Here is a 16,207-nt window from a genome sequence, read left to right on the forward strand (position 1 = left end):
CCTCATATCATCGGGAAATGCGCTTAATTCGTAACTGTAGCAATATTATATATCACATTCAACCTATGTATTAAACACAACATTAACTAGAATTTATATGAGAATTTTGCACATCTATAGATTTTTTATATGTTGATCATATATCCAGTAAATCTATAGGAATAGGGGAGTAAAGAGTGCTGACTAAAAATTACTCGCCTCTAGGTTCTAACTTGATACTACAAAAGTGCAATTAAAAATGTAAAATTTTATTGATTTATTTTTGAGATTGTAAATTACTGATAAATATTATCATATCTTGCACCATTCTCAATCAGAATAGGTGGGCATTGCTATCAATACAATGCTCAGGATTTGAGGGCATCTCAAGCAACGCCCACCCTAAAAATTTTCAACAAGCAACTCTTGCAAGATGTGTATAAGCAAAAGTAGAGATGACTGACTCGGCAGACGGCTGAGTTATCAAATTATATATATATTTTGATAGATATAAAGTTTAATAAATCAAGGTATTCTATATAACGCCAAAAAATATATGTTAAATGTAAAACATACATAATAACTATTGCCATTTCAATAAATGCGGTTTTAGAGATATCAATGTTAGAAGTCAACCGCTTGCGACTACAAGTCAGACATAATTCACTGGTAACAAACGTTGCGAGTGCGATCGCCATTTTGGTGGGTAGTTTGGTACTACTCGGCTGGTGGCTGGATATCGAAGTGATCAAAAGAGGTTTCCTGAACTTTCCAGCGACAATCAAACCAAACACAGCACTATGCTTTGTGCTGACTGGTGTTTCCCTATGCTTGCTGACATTAAGTAAGGTGAGGGTTGATTCCCGGAACTTAGAAACACAGCCCAGGAAGAAGCTGAAGAAAAACTACTTGTGGGTGTCGGAAGTTTGTGCTGTCACTGTCATCCTGATTGCTACTCTCACCCTCAGTCAATATATCTTTGGTTGGAATTTAGGAATTGATCAGTTGTTGGTGGATAACTTGTCTACCCCAGTGACAACGTATCAGGCAAGAATGGCGTGGAATACAGCTCTAAATTTTCTGCTGATTGGTACTGCCCTGGAAGTGTTGATTCATCGCCAAAATAAACGCAGCTATTGGTACGCGCAACTGCTGACTTTAATTGCGGCCGTGATTGCCCTCCAGGTAGTCTTATGTTATGTCTACAGAGTCAAATCTTTCTCTAGTCTGACCATCTATCAGATTACCTGTACGTCTTTATACACAGCAATATTATTTATCGTGCTGTGTATGGGTATTTTGTGGGGTTGGGCAGAACAGGGATTGATGAAGATAGCAACCAGTGATACCTATGGCGGGAAAATTTTCAGGCAGTTTTTAGGATATGCGATCGCCGTGCCTTTGGTGCTAGGGTGGTTGATTGTAGAAGGACAAAGAACAGGACAATATAGCCCATCTTTTGCAGTGGCAATATTTGCGGTGATCTTGATGGTGATGTTTGCCATTGTGATTTGGCAAAGTGCCATAATTATAGAAAGGTTGAGTCAGCAAGGCGATCGCGCTCAAGCCACAGTCAAAGCCTATGAAGCAAAACTGAGAAGTTTTGTAGATGCCAACATCATCGGCATTACATTCGGCGACATTGACGGCGGAATTCACCAAGCCAACCAAGCATTTTTGGCAATGGTGGGTTATACCCCAGAAGATTTATTAGCAGGTCGGGTAAGGTGGGATAATATAACACCGCCAGAGTATCTCCCCCTAGATGAGCAACATATAGCCGAAGCCCAAGCTAACCCTCAAGGTGCTTGTACACCCTACGAAAAAGAATATATTCACCAGGATGGTAGCCGCATTCCTGTGTTAGTCGGTTACGTACTCATGGGAGAACAAAAACAAGAGACAGTAGCCTTTATTATCAACTTGCAAGAATCGAAACAAGCCCAAGCAAAAATCCTGAAACTCAACAAAGATTTACAACGCCGCATTGTAGAATTACAGACATTGCTAGAAGTCATCCCCATTGGCATAGGCATCGCCGAAGATCCACAATGTCAAAGCATTAACGTAAATCCCGCTTTTGCCAAGCAACTAGGAATATCGCTACAGACAAATGCTTCTCTGACTGCTCCCCTTGCCGAAAAACCGACACAATTTCAAGTTTACCGTCAGGGTAAAGAACTGTTACCTGAAGAACTGCCGATGCAGTATGCAGCTACTCATGGAGTGGAAGTCTTAGATTTTGAAGTTGATGTAGTGCATGAGAATGGTGAAATCATCAAGTTGCTGGAATATGTGGCACCATTGTTTGATGAAGAAGGTAAGACTAGAGGCTGTATCGGGGCATTTTTAGATATTACAGAGCGCAAACAAGCAGAGGAACAGTTGCGAAATCAGCAACAATGGCTAGAAGAAGTCTTAAATTTCATGCCGATACCACTGCTATTGATTGAACCAGGAACAGCACGGGTAACTTTTGCTAATCGTGCGGCGGATGAATTAGCAGGGGGCGAATTTCCCAAAGGTATACCAGCCGCAGAGTATCACACAGCCTATTACTGTACAGATGCAGATGGTAATCTGATTCCTAACGAGCAAATGCCAGGGGTGCGGGTAGCGCGTGGAGAACGTCTGCATGGCTTTGAGATGGACTGGCACACTAAAAATGGGATTCGTTCTTTATTGATATTTGCTGATACCCTACCCGCCATACACGGCTACCCAGCTACCTGTATAGTGGTATTTCAAGAGATTTCCAATCTCAAGCAAGCAGAAAAAGCCCGTTTACTCAACTATCAAAGATTGCAATTGCTGTTTAGTACCGCCAGTGATTTGCTATCTAGTCAGGAACCATTGGTACTGATTGATAGTTGCTTTGACAAACTAGCTCAACAGATTGAACTGGATGTTTACATCAACTATTTAGTCGAACCAGAAAATTCTCAGGTAATGCGTTTAGCCGCTTATCGAGGTTTGTCTCCAGAAATAGCAACACAACTGGAATGCTTACCTCTAGGACAAGCAGTGTGCGGTATTGTCGCTCAACAGCGTCAGCCTATCTGTGTAGAAAGCGTACAGGAATCAAATGATTCTACTACAGAATTACTGCGATCGCTCGGTCTGACGGCTTATTACTGTTACCCATTGACAGCCCAGGGGAAAGTTTTAGGGACTTTGAGTTTTGGGAGTCGTACTCGCACTGTATTCACCGAAAATCAAAAGGGCATGATGCAAGCGGTGTGTGATCAAATTGCGATCGCTATGGAACGCGCCCAGTTGATAGCTTCCTTACAGCAACAAACTGAGCAGCTAACACAAGCCAATCGCATGAAAGACGAATTTTTGGCTATCCTTTCCCATGAATTGCGATCGCCTCTGAATGCTATCTTAGGCTGGGCGCAGTTGTTACAATCCCGTCAACTCAATGAAACTCAGACAGCAAAAGGCTTAGAAACTATCGAGCGCAACGCCAAGGCGCAAACCCAGCTAATTGAAGATTTGCTGGATATTTCACGCATGATTAGAGGTAAGTTACGTCTCAATGTTTGTAATTGTAATTTAGTATCCATCATTCATGCAGCCATTGAGAATATTAACCTAGCAGCTAAAGCCAAAGAAATTGATGTGCAACTTTCCTTATCCCCACAGTTGGAATCACTGCACCCAGAAAATAACCAATTTCTCGTTTCTGGTGATCCTGAAAGGTTACAGCAAATCATTTGGAATTTGCTGACAAATGCCATCAAGTTTACACCCAGAGGTGGCAAAGTAGAAATTAGACTCGCTCAAATTAGTGAGAGTGCAGCAACGCCTAATTACGACTATGCTCAAATTCAAGTGATTGATACAGGTATTGGGATTAATCCCAGTTTCTTACCTTACGTGTTTGATCGATTTCGCCAAGCCGATAGTTCTAGTACCAGAAGCCACGGCGGTTTAGGTTTAGGTTTAGCAATTGTCCGGCATTTAGTAGAATTGCATGGTGGTACAATCCATGTAGATAGTCTAGGCGAAGGACAAGGTGCCACCTTTACCGTCAAGCTGCCACTGCTAGCTTGTTGTCACGTTGCGATTGCACCAGCCACTACAACAGCAGAAAATGTCACTCCTTCACCAGAATACCCTCATTGTTAGGTGTGCGCGTACTGGTGGTAGATGATGAGGTAGATTCTCGTGATTTGGTTAGCACAGTTTTGGAAAAATGTCAAGCAGAAGTCCGAGCAGTGGCATCAGCACCAGCCGCATTACAGATGATTAGCCAGTGGCAACCGGATGTGTTAGTTAGTGACTTGGTATGCCCCAGGAAGATGGCTACTCCTTAATTCGGAAACTGCGATCGCTACCGCCAGAACAAGGTGGTTATTAGTTATTAGTCATTAGTCATTAGTCATTAGTCATTAGTCATTAGTTATTAGTTATTAGTCATTAGTTTTTCTCCTCTGTTTCCCCAGTTCCTACTGAGAGTTGGGTTTTTGTTGCAGGCGGATTAATGTATTGTAAACCTGTCTTTTTAAATTATTGTTATTTTGCAGTTCCATTGTGATAGTATTAAATTTCTGAATAGTCAGACCATTATCTTCGACAATTTTTTGTGATTGATTACAGTAATTAATTGCAATATCTCTAGCCTGACTGGGCAAACCATTCATACTCTTAGGATCATTACAAACTATCTTGGGAATCTCAGCATTACCAATAATTTTTTTAATTTCTCCAAAAGCTTGCTGACGGGCTGGCTCCATAGCTAAAACAGCTTGGGCGTAGTTAGTAATTTCAAGATTATTAAGTGAGCTAACTTGAGCATTAACTTTTAAACTACCAAAAACAAAACTAGCACTGGTAATCATGCCAAGAAATAGAGTTTTGGTAAGTATATCTTGCATTCTAGTTTTGTTAATCAAATTAGCAATCTTCATCATAAGGTGTGACGCAGAGCGACAGCAGGGATATAGTAATAACTGTGAATTATTTTCGGCGTGAGAAGTTCCAGAGAAACTGATAATCTGTGGTGGTATTTACTGTCAATTACGTCGGCATACTTGGCATAATTCTATGACTTTAGTTTGTAGTGTTGATATTTCCCCGGAGCCTTGTTTGAGACTAAACTCTAACTCTAGTAGTAGTGGTAAACAAGACAGAAGTTGCCTCAGAGAAAGACTTTGCACTTCTTGCTGTAAAAAGTAGACACGCTTAGGATTACCCACTTCAGCAGCTTGGGCGATCGCTTGAGAATTACGTTCACCACTTTCCATCATCAGTTTCACCCATAACCAAGTGCGAAATTGACCAATGAGAGTAGCAACTATGCGTAATCCCGGCTCGGCGGCATTGATTAAATCAGCCAAGACAGTTAAAGCCTTGGCGGTGTCTCCTGTTCTAATAGCTGCCGCTAGTTGCAGACTATTTTGGGTATGATTTCTGACTAACAGTGCAACAGTATCTACATCTATAGGTTGATGACCACCTTCAGCATAAAGACGTAATTTCTCACTTTCATTGTAAAGCAGACGTGTATCATTACCTACAGCTTCCGCTAAAAATTCTGCCGCTTTAGCTGTGAGTTTCACGCCCACAGTTTGAGCAGCTTGGTTAACAGCTTGGATGAGTAACTCTGTCTTCCAAGGTGGAATGAGGGGAAACTCCCGAAACTCAGTAGCAAACTGTTTTAACAACTTTGTAGCCTTCAAACGCTCATCGGGTTTGTTGCGGGAAGTGAGTAATAAACATGAGTTGTCAGGAATAACTGACAAAGTACGAGTTAGTTCCGCCAAGACATGATCAGGACACTGCTGACAAACAGTAGTATTAATTAACCATACCAAACGCCCCCCAGCACCAAAGGGTGGAGTCATAGCTTGATTTAAAGCCGCAATGATAGCATCGCTTTGTTCGGGTGGGAAACAAGTATAGTTAAAACTAATCCAGAGGGGATCGAGGATGCGATCGCGTAACTGCGACACAGCTTTTTCCAAAGCAAAATCATCCTCACCCCAGTAAACGTAGATAGACATTTTGACACCTGGAGGAGAGCAGAGGGAGCAGGGGAGCAGGGGAGCAGGGGAGCAGGGGAGCAGGGGAGCAGAGGAGAAAAACTAATGACCAATGACTAATGACCAATGACTAATGACTAATGACCAATGACTAATGACCAATGACTAATGACTAATGACTAATAATTAATGACTTGCTTGTTAACGTAGTTCTATTTTCCCTAAAATCAATCAAGTGAGAGCGCGAGGCAACAAAGATTGGACGACAACTACCAAACCTACTTAAATCGGGTAGCACGGATGACGCTACCAGAAGCTTATAAAACCCAGGTGCAGCATATTCAGGAATCCTATAAATTTCAGCCATCAGGGGAATCTAGAGTTGCAGTATCTTTTCCTGGTTACACACTAATTACCTCCACGGCGACAGAAGACTCAGAAAACTCGGCTTTCTACGCCACATTACAAGGGTATCAACAGGAAATTTTACAGTTACCTGGCAATAAAGATTTAATTGTCCCCCTACCTGCTGGCAGTTTCCACTTAACCTTAGCAGATTTGATTTGGGATAGTGCTTATCGTCATGCTTGTGAAGAAAATCCTCAATTTGACCAACAATTACGCTCTTGCATAGCCGAAACATTTCAGCAGTATCAAGAATCATTGACAAAAGAGAGTCAAGGCATTACTTGGAAAGTGCTAGGAATAGTGCTGATGCCCAGAGCTATAGGAGTGTGTCTAGTACCCAAAGATGAAAACTGCTACGAACAGATTATTAAATTTCGCCGTACAGTTTATCAAAACCCCAAATTAATCGCTTTGGGAATTGAACAACACTATCATTTCACAGCCCATGTTACCTTGGGTTATTTTGGAGCCATCCCAGAAGATTTAGACAGAATAAAATTTGTTGACTCACTGACTGAGTTAAATAAAAAATGGATGTTTGACCTACCAGAAATTTCCATTAGTCGTGTTGAACTCAGAAAATTTGACGATATGACACGTTATTATCGTGAGCCAGACTGGCCGATTTTAAAATTTTAATTGAGGACTGGGGACTGGGGACGGTTGACGGTTGACGGTTGACGATTGACTGTTGACTGTTGACTGTTGACTGTTGACTGTTGACTGAGAAAGATTTCTACCTTGTCTACCTCATCCTCCTCATCCTCCTCATCCTCCTCATCTCCCTCCGCTCCCCTGCTCCCTCATCTCCCTCATCTCCCTCCCCAATCGCGATTTTGATATGCTAGGTAAACGGCTTCTAAAAGCACATCGGGAGAAATATGTGCTGGTAAAGTTTCGATTTTGAGAATGGCTTGAAGTTGTTGGGATAATTTCAAAGCTAGTGCATTTCTGGCTTTTGTTGCCATTGCACTGCGTCGTTTTAAATACTCACGAATTACAGCAAAATCATCAGGCAATAATATTGATAGGTCGGTAATTTGGAGCAATTCTTCATAGAATGACTTAGCTTGCTCAGAAATGCTTACAGTCTCGGATGTACTGGGTGTTTCGGCTTGAATGACAATTGTACCAGCGACTAAATCGCCAAGGCGTTTTTCTTGGGGGCTAAACAGGATTAAAAAAGCTCCAATAAACAGAAATTCGTCAAATGGCCGTAATAAAGCCCGGAGGGTTGCTTGTTGCATTCCTATTGGTCTACCATCGTCACGAACTACGCGAATTTTTGCGGCTCGTTTACCAGGGGTTTGACCTTGCCATAAGGTTTCAAAAAATACAAAATAGCCAGCATAAATGACGAAGCTGACAATAAATGTAATTGCTATTAACCATAAACCAACTGTAGAGCCAAAGATTTGTTGCCAAAAATCAGATAATTGACCAGCAATGATAATCCAGGCAATTAAGAACAGGATTAAAATAGCAGCTAATGCTAAATAATCTATCAATAAAGCCCAAGCACGATTACCAATACCAGCCAGGGTAAATTCTAACTCTACACTTTCGGGTGTGCGGTATTTAACACGGTTAAACAGGTGCATAATCTCAATCTATGCTGGTGGTTAAATTTCGCGATCGCGTAGTTGTAAGCCTAACCCTTCCCGGCGACTGCGTAAGTCGTAGTAAATCACCGCTTTGATAGTTTGCCAAAATGGTACAATCACAGCACCACTACTAAAACTGATAGCTAAGATTAATACAAAATAAAACAAAAGATATATACTAGCTCCTTCTTGTATCAACGGTAAGAAAGCAAGCTGTATAACTCTCGTGAGAATCTGCACCACAATTTGCAGGGGAATAGTAATTAAAAAGGCGACAAAGGAAATTAACAGTATCCGCCAAACGTAACCCTGAGTTAATTCCCAACTACGACTGATAGCTGATGCACCATCAACGTTATCTTCCACAGCCAAGGGTAAATCTACTAAGTAAAATCTTGTGATTAGCCACAAAACGGCTAATAACGTCACAATTCCCACAACAAAAGCAACCAGTCCCAACACTACAAAAGTAGCTGGATTTCCTTGCTGAACCACTCCACCGACTAGCAGCCCTGCTAACACCCCTAGGATGCTAAATACAATGACTACACCAATACCAATTCCTATCCCCACAAGAAACAGTAACAGCATCGCCAGCAAAAACTGCCACAAGCGGGAGTTGACGAAACTTTTACCCGATGAGATGCTTTCTGGTTGATTCACCAAGTCACCAAAAGCCAAGCGGGAAATTAGGGATGTGAGAGCATAAAACTTAGCCCATCCATACACAGGAACTAGCAGCCAGAGGTAAGCTTGAAGTGCGAGTAAAAAATAGTCCTTGAGATGAGAACGATACAATCGGATGCCAGCACTGACAACGTTGCCTACACTCAGGGGTTGTATAGGAGAATCAATATTTCCTGCCATAAGGTAGAACTTTCCTTGAAATTACGGGTATTAATTTGAGGCTATCTTAAGGTAAGTTAATTGCTAATATGCCCAAATTTTATGAATATTCAACGTTGGATTGCACGGCGAGAACCAAACTGGCAGCGTTTAGAAGCTTTGTTAAGGCAAGCAGAAACAAAAGGCTTAAAGTCGCTCAAAGCTGGGGAAATTAGCGAATTAGCTAGTTTATACCGTTCCGTAGCCGCAGATTTAGCCCGCGCCCGCACGCAACAAGTTGGTAATATTTTGATACAAAATTTACAATTATTGACAACTCGCGCTTACACGCAAATTTACCAAGGTTCGCGACGACAGGAATGGCAAGCTGTGGTAGAGTTTTACCGTTGGGGATTACCAGAGGTAATACAGCGAACATTCCCATATACAGCTACAGCTACAGGTTTGTTTTGCTTCGGATTGATAGTTGCTTGGTGGTATGCGTGGCGAGATCCGGCATTTATGTCGCTGATAGTTCCAGAAAGCTTAATTTCACAAGTACGAGATGAACATAAATTGTGGATGGGTTCGATTGTGGGGATTGAACCTTTAGCATCTAGCGGCATTATGATTAACAATATCCGGGTTTCCTTTGGTGCGGTGGCTGGAGGAATTACCGCCGGAGTCTTTACGACTTATATTATGGTATTTAATGGCTTATTAATTGGTGCGATCGCTACCTTGGTAGGTCAAAATAATTTAGCTTATCCTTTTTGGGCTTTTGTCTTTCCCCACGGTGCTTTAGAATTACCCGCTATCTTTTTTGCTGGTGGGGCTGGTTTTTTATTAGCCAAAGCCATTTTATTTCCCGGTAAATATCGCCGCCAAGCTGCCTTAAAATATTATGGTTCACAAGCAGTAAAGTTACTATTTGGCATTGTACCACTGTTAGTAATTGCTGGGATAATTGAGGGTTTTTTCTCACCTAATCCTATCGTACCCAACCCATTAAAGTATTTATTTGGTTTAGGATTATTCATAATTTTAGTGATGTACTGTAGCCGCAAACATACATCAGTCAACGGGTAGATTTTTGAACTTTGAATTTTGCGAAAAGTTCTGTAGGCGGGTTTCCCGCCGTAGGAAACTTTTCAAGACGAATTTTGTCTTGGGAATTTTGTCTGTACGGTTATTGCGATCGCAATGGTTCATCAAACCGAACCCACAGCTATTTTACAGTGTTCTAGTGTGTTAGTAAGGAAGCTTGAGATAAAGCTGTTCGCAACCAAGATTAATCAAACAAATATACTGACCACCTGTCAACTAAAAAGCTTGAAATTAGGCTTTCCAAACCAAAATAGTGCATTTTGAGGTGATATTATGGCACTGATTCGTTGGGAACCATTCCGAGATATTGAACGCTTAGAACCATTCCGGGAAATTGATACTTTACAACGGCAAATGAATCGTCTGATTGAAAGGTTAATGCCCACAGATGGCGGTGAAAGAGGTGGATTGACATTCATGCCGGCGGCTGAACTCGAAGAAACAGATGATGCGATTCATTTGAGACTAGAAGTACCTGGTTTAGAATCCAAAGATATTAATGTAGAAGCCACACCCGAATCGATAGCGATTAGCGGTGAACGCAAAACCGAAACCAAAACTGAAGAAGCTGGTATGACTCGTTCTGAATTCCGGTATGGTAGATTCTACAGAGAAATACCTTTGCCTTATCAAATTCAAAACGACAAAGTACAAGCTGAATACAAAAACGGCATTCTTCGTCTAACGATGCCGAAAGCCGAATCAGAAAAACAAAAAGTTGTAAAAGTTAATCTCGGATAATTTCAGGGAGTTAGGCATATATGTAGAGACGTTGCATGCAACGTCTCTACAAGTCAATAGTTAACAGTTGTTCTGCACCTACACCCTAAAGAGAGGAAATTCTTATGGCAAAAGTAGTTGGCATTGATTTAGGAACAACGAACTCATGCGTTGCTGTGATGGAAGGGGGACAACCAAGCGTGATTGCTAATGCAGAGGGACAAAGAATTACGCCCTCTGTTGTGGCATATACTAAAACAGGTGAACGCTTGGTGGGTCAAATTGCCAGACGGCAAGCTGTAATGAACCCAGAAAACACTTTTTATTCTGTGAAACGCTTTATTGGGCGAAAATTTGATGAAGTCACCCATGAAGCCACAGAAGTTTCTTATCGAATCATGCGCGACAGTCAGGGAAATGTCAAATTAGACTGTCCCGCAGCTAGTAAACAATTTGCGCCAGAAGAAATTTCTGCCCAAGTGTTGCGGAAATTGGTAGATGATGCCAGCAAATATTTAGGAGAAAAAGTCACCCAAGCTGTAATTACAGTCCCGGCATATTTCAATGACTCTCAACGCCAGGCTACTAAAGATGCTGGGAAAATTGCAGGTATAGAAGTTCTCCGCATCATCAACGAACCGACAGCCGCCGCCCTCGCCTACGGTTTGGATAAAAAGCAAAATGAAACTATCTTAGTGTTTGACTTGGGTGGTGGAACTTTTGACGTTTCAATTTTGGAAGTAGGCGACGGTGTATTTGAAGTTAAATCTACCAGTGGTGACACTCATTTAGGTGGTGATGACTTCGATAAAAAGATTGTTGACTGGTTAGCGAGTGAATTTCAACGTCATGAAGGTGTAGACTTGCGGAAAGATAAGCAAGCACTACAACGACTGACAGAAGCAGCCGAAAAAGCCAAAATTGAACTTTCCAGTGCGACGCAAACTAATATCAATCTCCCGTTTATCACTGCCACGCAAGAAGGGCCAAAACATTTAGATATGACGCTGACGCGGGCTAAATTTGAGGAGATGTGTGCCGATTTATTTGACCGTTGTCGTAAGCCTGTACAACAAGCATTGCAAGACGCTAAACTTTCCCATGCGGAACTCGATGAAGTTGTATTAGTTGGTGGTTCAACGCGCATTCCGGCGGTACAAGCATTAGTCCGACAAATGACGGGGAAAGAACCATGTCAAGGAGTTAACCCGGATGAAGTTGTGGCTGTTGGTGCAGCTATTCAAGCGGGTGTACTGTCAGGTGAAGTCAAAGATATTTTACTGTTGGATGTTACACCGTTGTCTTTGGGTGTGGAAACTCTGGGCGGTGTGATGACTAAGATTATTGAACGTAACACTACCATTCCGGTGAAGAAATCCGAAACTTTTTCTACCGCCGCCGATGGACAATCAAACGTAGAAATTCATGTTCTTCAAGGTGAACGGGAGTTAGCTAGAGATAATAAAAGTTTGGGTAATTTCCGTTTAGATGGAATTCCGCCAGCACCTAGAGGTGTGCCACAAATTGAGGTGACTTTTGATATTGATGCTAACGGTATTCTCTCGGTGACGGCGAAAGACCGGGCAACGAACAAACAGCAGTCGATTTCGATTACCGGGGCTTCTACGCTGGATAAACGCGATGTGGAACGGATGGTGAGGGATGCAGAAGCCCACGCCGCCGAAGACCACCAACGTCGGGAACAAATTGATACTAAGAACATGGCGGATTCTTTGGTATATCAAGCGGAGAAACAATTGCGAGATTTAGGTGATAAAGTTAGTGCCAGCGATCGCAGTCGAGTTGAAGGGTTAATCAGTGATTTACGAGAGGCGATTAATCAAGATAACTTTGAGCGAATCAAATCTCTAACCAACGAATTACAACAAGTTCTGATGCAAGTTGGTAGTGCTGTTTACGCCCAAGCCGCAGGAACAACTCCCGACGGTACAACCCCAGGTGAACAAGGTGGCGGTGAAGATGTAATTGATGCTGACTTTGTGGAAAGTAAATAATAGTGAGTGAGTGCTGTTAATCAGATAGTTAAGGCGCAAGCGTTCCTCGTTTGTGCCTTTTCAGCATTAATGTATTTAATTATCTCAACAAAATTAATTACACCTAATTAACGATTCTCAGTTTTGATGGCATCCGGCGATGAGCATAAATCTAGAGTAGCAAAAGTACAATATATACACTCTAGTTGGTTTGTTATGAATCTTTGTAAAGAAATATAAAAACAGTGATGACTTAACTCGTCAGCAACAAGTCATTAGTCTTGAGTTTATTCCTCTTACCCCTACAGCCTACTCCTTGTGTTTCTGAGGAGGGAATTGTTTATGCTGTTGCTATTCCATAGGCCAAAGAAACGCAAGTAATTAGTATCTAAATGTTGGTAATTAACTATATGCTAAGAAAAGATCCACGCTCACTACTCCCGGTTTATACTATGCCAACTTTGCATTGATTGTGATGCCCAAAATTGCTGATTAAAATCAAGTAGACAACTAAACACACACTGATCCCTGTTTGTTTGCTTGAATAGCTATATTGATAGGATTGAAATACCACCTTCTTGATTATGTCCAGTAAAGTAATTAATGTTAGAGAATATACTGTAAGAGCGCATCAACGTGTAATTCACACTCGCGTTTTTCACTTTGTCTGTAAAGAGTGCAATGAAGCTACAAAACGCGAGACGTATGGCCCTCGTCCTTTATATTGCGAAAGATGTCGCCCGCCCCAACCACCGAAAAAATCGCAGCAGCCAAGTCACAAGGCTAAACCTCGGCCAATGTCTTATACAAGTGATACTGATTTAGGTTGATGAGAAAATAGATGATGAATCCTCAATTACATTTAGAACCCCCTCCCCAAGACTTTCTTTCGCCGTTGTTAGAACTCAGAGACTATTATGCTGGTCTTGTAGAAGAGTACGAAAGTTTATATAATCAGGCGCGATCGCAGCTAGATCATGTACAAGCTTTGTTATCAACCTGGGCTTCTGATTCAGATGACAAAGACCAGATTACAGCTAGTAAAGTCACGCCGCAATTATGCCCATCTCCTCAAGATGAGTCTTCCCTTTCTGCACCTGATAGTGCGGCTTTCGCTGATATGAATGTGTCAGAGTCTAGCCAATCTGACATCGAAAGCTTAGAAACTTTGGAAATAGAAGATACTGCTGCTAGGGTGACAGATGTCAACGAGTCTGCAACCGCCAATTCATCGAATCCCAAAGAGATAACGCCGGAAGATATCAGAGGCGTTGATATTCCCATGTTATCCCAGTATGAATCTCTGAGTCGGATGGAAGCGATCGCTGAACTCTTGGAAGAACATATTGGTACTGTCTGCCATATAGATTTTATTGTGCGATCGCTCTATGGTGAGTTAGAACCTGATGTTTTCCATGTAGTTAAAGGTAGAGTTCAGTCTTCCCTCACACAAGGTAGAGAAAGACAGGCTTGGTTTCGCATTCCTGACGAACCCGGTTGTTATACCCTAGATTTGAGTTTGGTAAATTCTAATCGCACTCATAGGTATTCTCAAGCCGGCAAAACTAAGAAGAAACCTGTGGTTATCCCCAAGGGAAATCATATCCCGATGTTACCAGCCTATGAAGGGCAATTTTTGATTGATGCTCTCACCGCTTTCTTTCACAAACATCCAGGGAAAGTCTTTGGTGTGGCGGAAGTCATCACGGGACTTTATGGAGAATTAAATGATGACGATTTCCGAGAAGTTAAGAGTAAGGTACTCAATGAATTGTCTCGTGGTTATCGTATAGGCAGATTCGCCAGAATTCCCAACAAAGTAGGCTTTTATACTTTGGATTTGAAGCTAGCGGCTAAATCAGGGTGAGGGGATTGGGGACTGGGGATTGGGGACTGGGTAAAAATTATTCTCCCTTGTCTCCCTTGTCTCCCTTGTCTCCCTTGTCTTCCTTGTCTTCCTTGTCTTCCTTGTCTCCCCTGCTTCCCCTGCTTCCCCTAATCTTCCCAGGCTAGAGAGCGTTTAACGGCTTTTTGCCAAGTGGCAAAGTTGGCTATGGCTTGATGTCTTCCCTCTCCAGGCTGAAATATGCGGTCAATTTTTCGTTGGTTTACCAGTTGTGTATAACTATGCCAAAATCCGCTAGCGATACCTGCTGCAAATGCTGCCCCTTGTACGGTTGTGTCGCGCATGGTGGGACGTTCTACGGGAATGCCTAAGACATCGGCTTGAAACTGCATGAGAAAATTGTTCTCACAAGCACCACCATCGACAATTAAACGCTGCATGGGGCTGCTACTAGAGGCGTTGATAGCCTGTACTACTTCTAACACTTGATAGGCGATCGCTTCTAATACAGCCCTGACTAAATGCTGGGGTTGCACACCAGCCGTAATTCCCAAAAATGCGCCTCTGGCGTTCATATCCCAATAAGGCGCACCTAGTCCGCTAAATGCTGGGACAAAGTACACTCCACCATTATCTGCTACTTGCTGCGCCATAGCTTCAGTTTCCGCCGCCGTTTTGATTAACTTGATGCCATCCCGCAACCATTGGATACAAGCACCACTGGTAAACATACTGCCTTCTAGAGCGTAGCCGATATTTAAATTATCTTTTGGATTGGCTTGTGTACAGGCGATTGTAGAAATCAGTTGATTGTGCGATCGCACAATATCCGCCCCAGTGTGAGCCACTAAAAAGCTACCAGTGCCGTAGGTACATTTCATCAAACCGGGGCGATCGCAGCCATGACCAAACAAAGCGGCTTGCTGATCACCTAAAATAGCAGTGATCGGAATAGCCGCACCGAATAACTCAGCATCAGTCACGCCAAACTCACCTAAACTCGGTTGAATTTTCGGTAAGATATGCGCCGGAATCTGGAAAATATCCAATAATTTCTCATCCCACTCGCAGGTGGTGAGATTCATTAACATGGTGCGGCTAGCGTTGCTGTGGTCGGTGGCGTGGACTTTTCCCCCCGTGAGTTTCCATAGTACCCAAGTATCAATTGTGCCAGCGATAACATTATTCAAATCAACGCCTGTTATCTTGTCTAATAGCCATCTGAGCTTAGTTGCAGAAAAATAAGCATCGATAATTAAACCTGTGCGTTGGTATATTTCCTGACTATATCCCTGTGCTTGTAATTGAAGACACAGGGGAGTAGTCCGCCTGTCTTGCCAGACAATAGCATTATGTAATGGTTTTCCTGTGGTTTTATCCCAGAGTAAACAAGTTTCTCGTTGTACAGTCAAACCTATCGCCGTAATTTGAGATGGGGTGATTTGAGACTGAGACATTGCAGCTTGCATCACCCAGCAAGTATCCTGCCAAATTGCTTCCGGGTCATGTTCTAACCATCCCGGTTGGGGATAATATTGTGTGAGTTCTTTATAAGCCTGTCCGACAATTTTACCGTCGGCGTTAAAGATAAAAGCGCGGTTTCCTGTTGTACCTAAATCTAAGGCGAGGATATAGCCGGATGATGTTGTGTTGCCGAATGTCTGCATAAGCCCCTTTGGGGAATTCAAAATTCAAAATTCGTCTTGAAAAGTTTCCTACGGCGGGAAACCCGCC

General features: G+C 42.4%; 11 protein-coding genes and 1 pseudogene. 7 read left to right on the forward strand and 5 right to left on the reverse strand.

Annotation, left to right across the window (positions count from 1 at the left end; genetic code table 11):
* Window positions 1–600: 600 nt before the first annotated feature.
* A pseudogene (locus A3775_RS22170) lies at window positions 601–4,339 on the forward strand (ATP-binding protein); the annotation flags it as partial.
* A gap of 94 nt (window positions 4,340–4,433) precedes the next feature.
* On the opposite strand, the gene A3775_RS22180 reads toward A3775_RS22170, so the two are convergent.
* Complete coding sequence (locus tag A3775_RS22180) at window positions 4,434–4,898, reverse strand: DUF4168 domain-containing protein (protein ID WP_066383213.1); 465 nt, start codon at window positions 4,896–4,898, stop codon at window positions 4,434–4,436.
* Between the two features lie 102 nt (window positions 4,899–5,000).
* A complete protein-coding gene (gene holA, locus A3775_RS22185; RefSeq protein WP_066383216.1) occupies window positions 5,001–5,990 on the reverse strand; it encodes a DNA polymerase III subunit delta in 990 nt (329 codons plus the stop codon).
* Window positions 5,991–6,227: 237 nt separating this feature from the next.
* On the opposite strand from holA, the gene A3775_RS22190 reads away from it, so the two are divergent.
* On the forward strand, window positions 6,228–7,016 hold the full coding sequence (locus A3775_RS22190) for a DUF1868 domain-containing protein (RefSeq protein WP_082803827.1): 789 nt from the start codon (window positions 6,228–6,230) through the stop codon (window positions 7,014–7,016).
* 173 nt (window positions 7,017–7,189) lie between these two features.
* Here the strand turns inward: A3775_RS22190 and A3775_RS22195 are convergent, their stop codons facing one another.
* On the reverse strand, window positions 7,190–7,978 hold the full coding sequence (locus A3775_RS22195) for an RDD family protein (RefSeq protein ID WP_066426834.1): 789 nt from the start codon (window positions 7,976–7,978) through the stop codon (window positions 7,190–7,192).
* Window positions 7,979–7,999: 21 nt separating this feature from the next.
* Window positions 8,000–8,848: a hypothetical protein gene (locus A3775_RS22200; RefSeq protein ID WP_066426836.1), complete on the reverse strand. Its 849-nt coding sequence runs from the start codon at window positions 8,846–8,848 to the stop codon at window positions 8,000–8,002.
* Window positions 8,849–8,929: 81 nt separating this feature from the next.
* On the opposite strand from A3775_RS22200, the gene A3775_RS22205 reads away from it, so the two are divergent.
* From A3775_RS22205 to A3775_RS22220, 5 genes are all read left to right on the forward strand, one after another.
* The gene (locus tag A3775_RS22205) at window positions 8,930–9,895 is read left to right on the forward strand and encodes a stage II sporulation protein M (RefSeq protein ID WP_066426838.1); all 966 of its coding nucleotides are present in this window, start codon (window positions 8,930–8,932) and stop codon (window positions 9,893–9,895) included.
* A gap of 291 nt (window positions 9,896–10,186) precedes the next feature.
* Complete coding sequence (locus A3775_RS22210; protein WP_066383242.1) at window positions 10,187–10,654, forward strand: Hsp20/alpha crystallin family protein; 468 nt, start codon at window positions 10,187–10,189, stop codon at window positions 10,652–10,654.
* 104 nt (window positions 10,655–10,758) lie between these two features.
* Complete coding sequence (gene dnaK / locus A3775_RS22215; RefSeq protein WP_066383245.1) at window positions 10,759–12,648, forward strand: molecular chaperone DnaK; 1,890 nt, start codon at window positions 10,759–10,761, stop codon at window positions 12,646–12,648.
* Between the two features lie 563 nt (window positions 12,649–13,211).
* A complete protein-coding gene (locus tag A3775_RS25155; RefSeq protein WP_082803828.1) occupies window positions 13,212–13,457 on the forward strand; it encodes a hypothetical protein in 246 nt (81 codons plus the stop codon).
* 11 nt (window positions 13,458–13,468) lie between these two features.
* Window positions 13,469–14,494 (forward strand): hypothetical protein, encoded by a 1,026-nt coding sequence (locus A3775_RS22220; RefSeq protein ID WP_066383247.1) that lies wholly within the window; start codon window positions 13,469–13,471, stop codon window positions 14,492–14,494.
* 128 nt (window positions 14,495–14,622) lie between these two features.
* Here the strand turns inward: A3775_RS22220 and glpK are convergent, their stop codons facing one another.
* Window positions 14,623–16,140, reverse strand: a complete 1,518-nt coding sequence (gene glpK, locus A3775_RS22225; protein WP_066383249.1) for a glycerol kinase GlpK — start codon at window positions 16,138–16,140, stop codon at window positions 14,623–14,625.
* Window positions 16,141–16,207 lie beyond the last annotated feature (67 nt).

Source organism: Anabaena sp. 4-3, assembly GCF_001597745.1.
Classification (GTDB): domain Bacteria; phylum Cyanobacteriota; class Cyanobacteriia; order Cyanobacteriales; family Nostocaceae; genus Trichormus.

Bases quoted from the DNA above. Each gene is read 5' to 3' on its own strand.
- A3775_RS22180 (WP_066383213.1), bottom strand. From the start codon at position 4,898: ATGATGAAGATTGCTAATTTGATTAACAAAACTAGAATGCAAGATATA.
- holA (WP_066383216.1), bottom strand. From the start codon at position 5,990: ATGTCTATCTACGTTTACTGGGGTGAGGATGATTTTGCTTTGGAAAAA.
- A3775_RS22195 (WP_066426834.1), bottom strand. From the start codon at position 7,978: ATGCACCTGTTTAACCGTGTTAAATACCGCACACCCGAAAGTGTAGAG.
- A3775_RS22200 (WP_066426836.1), bottom strand. From the start codon at position 8,848: ATGGCAGGAAATATTGATTCTCCTATACAACCCCTGAGTGTAGGCAAC.
- A3775_RS22205 (WP_066426838.1), top strand. From the start codon at position 8,930: ATGAATATTCAACGTTGGATTGCACGGCGAGAACCAAACTGGCAGCGT.
- A3775_RS22210 (WP_066383242.1), top strand. From the start codon at position 10,187: ATGGCACTGATTCGTTGGGAACCATTCCGAGATATTGAACGCTTAGAA.
- dnaK (WP_066383245.1), top strand. From the start codon at position 10,759: ATGGCAAAAGTAGTTGGCATTGATTTAGGAACAACGAACTCATGCGTT.
- A3775_RS25155 (WP_082803828.1), top strand. From the start codon at position 13,212: ATGTCCAGTAAAGTAATTAATGTTAGAGAATATACTGTAAGAGCGCAT.
- A3775_RS22220 (WP_066383247.1), top strand. From the start codon at position 13,469: ATGATGAATCCTCAATTACATTTAGAACCCCCTCCCCAAGACTTTCTT.
- glpK (WP_066383249.1), bottom strand. From the start codon at position 16,140: ATGCAGACATTCGGCAACACAACATCATCCGGCTATATCCTCGCCTTA.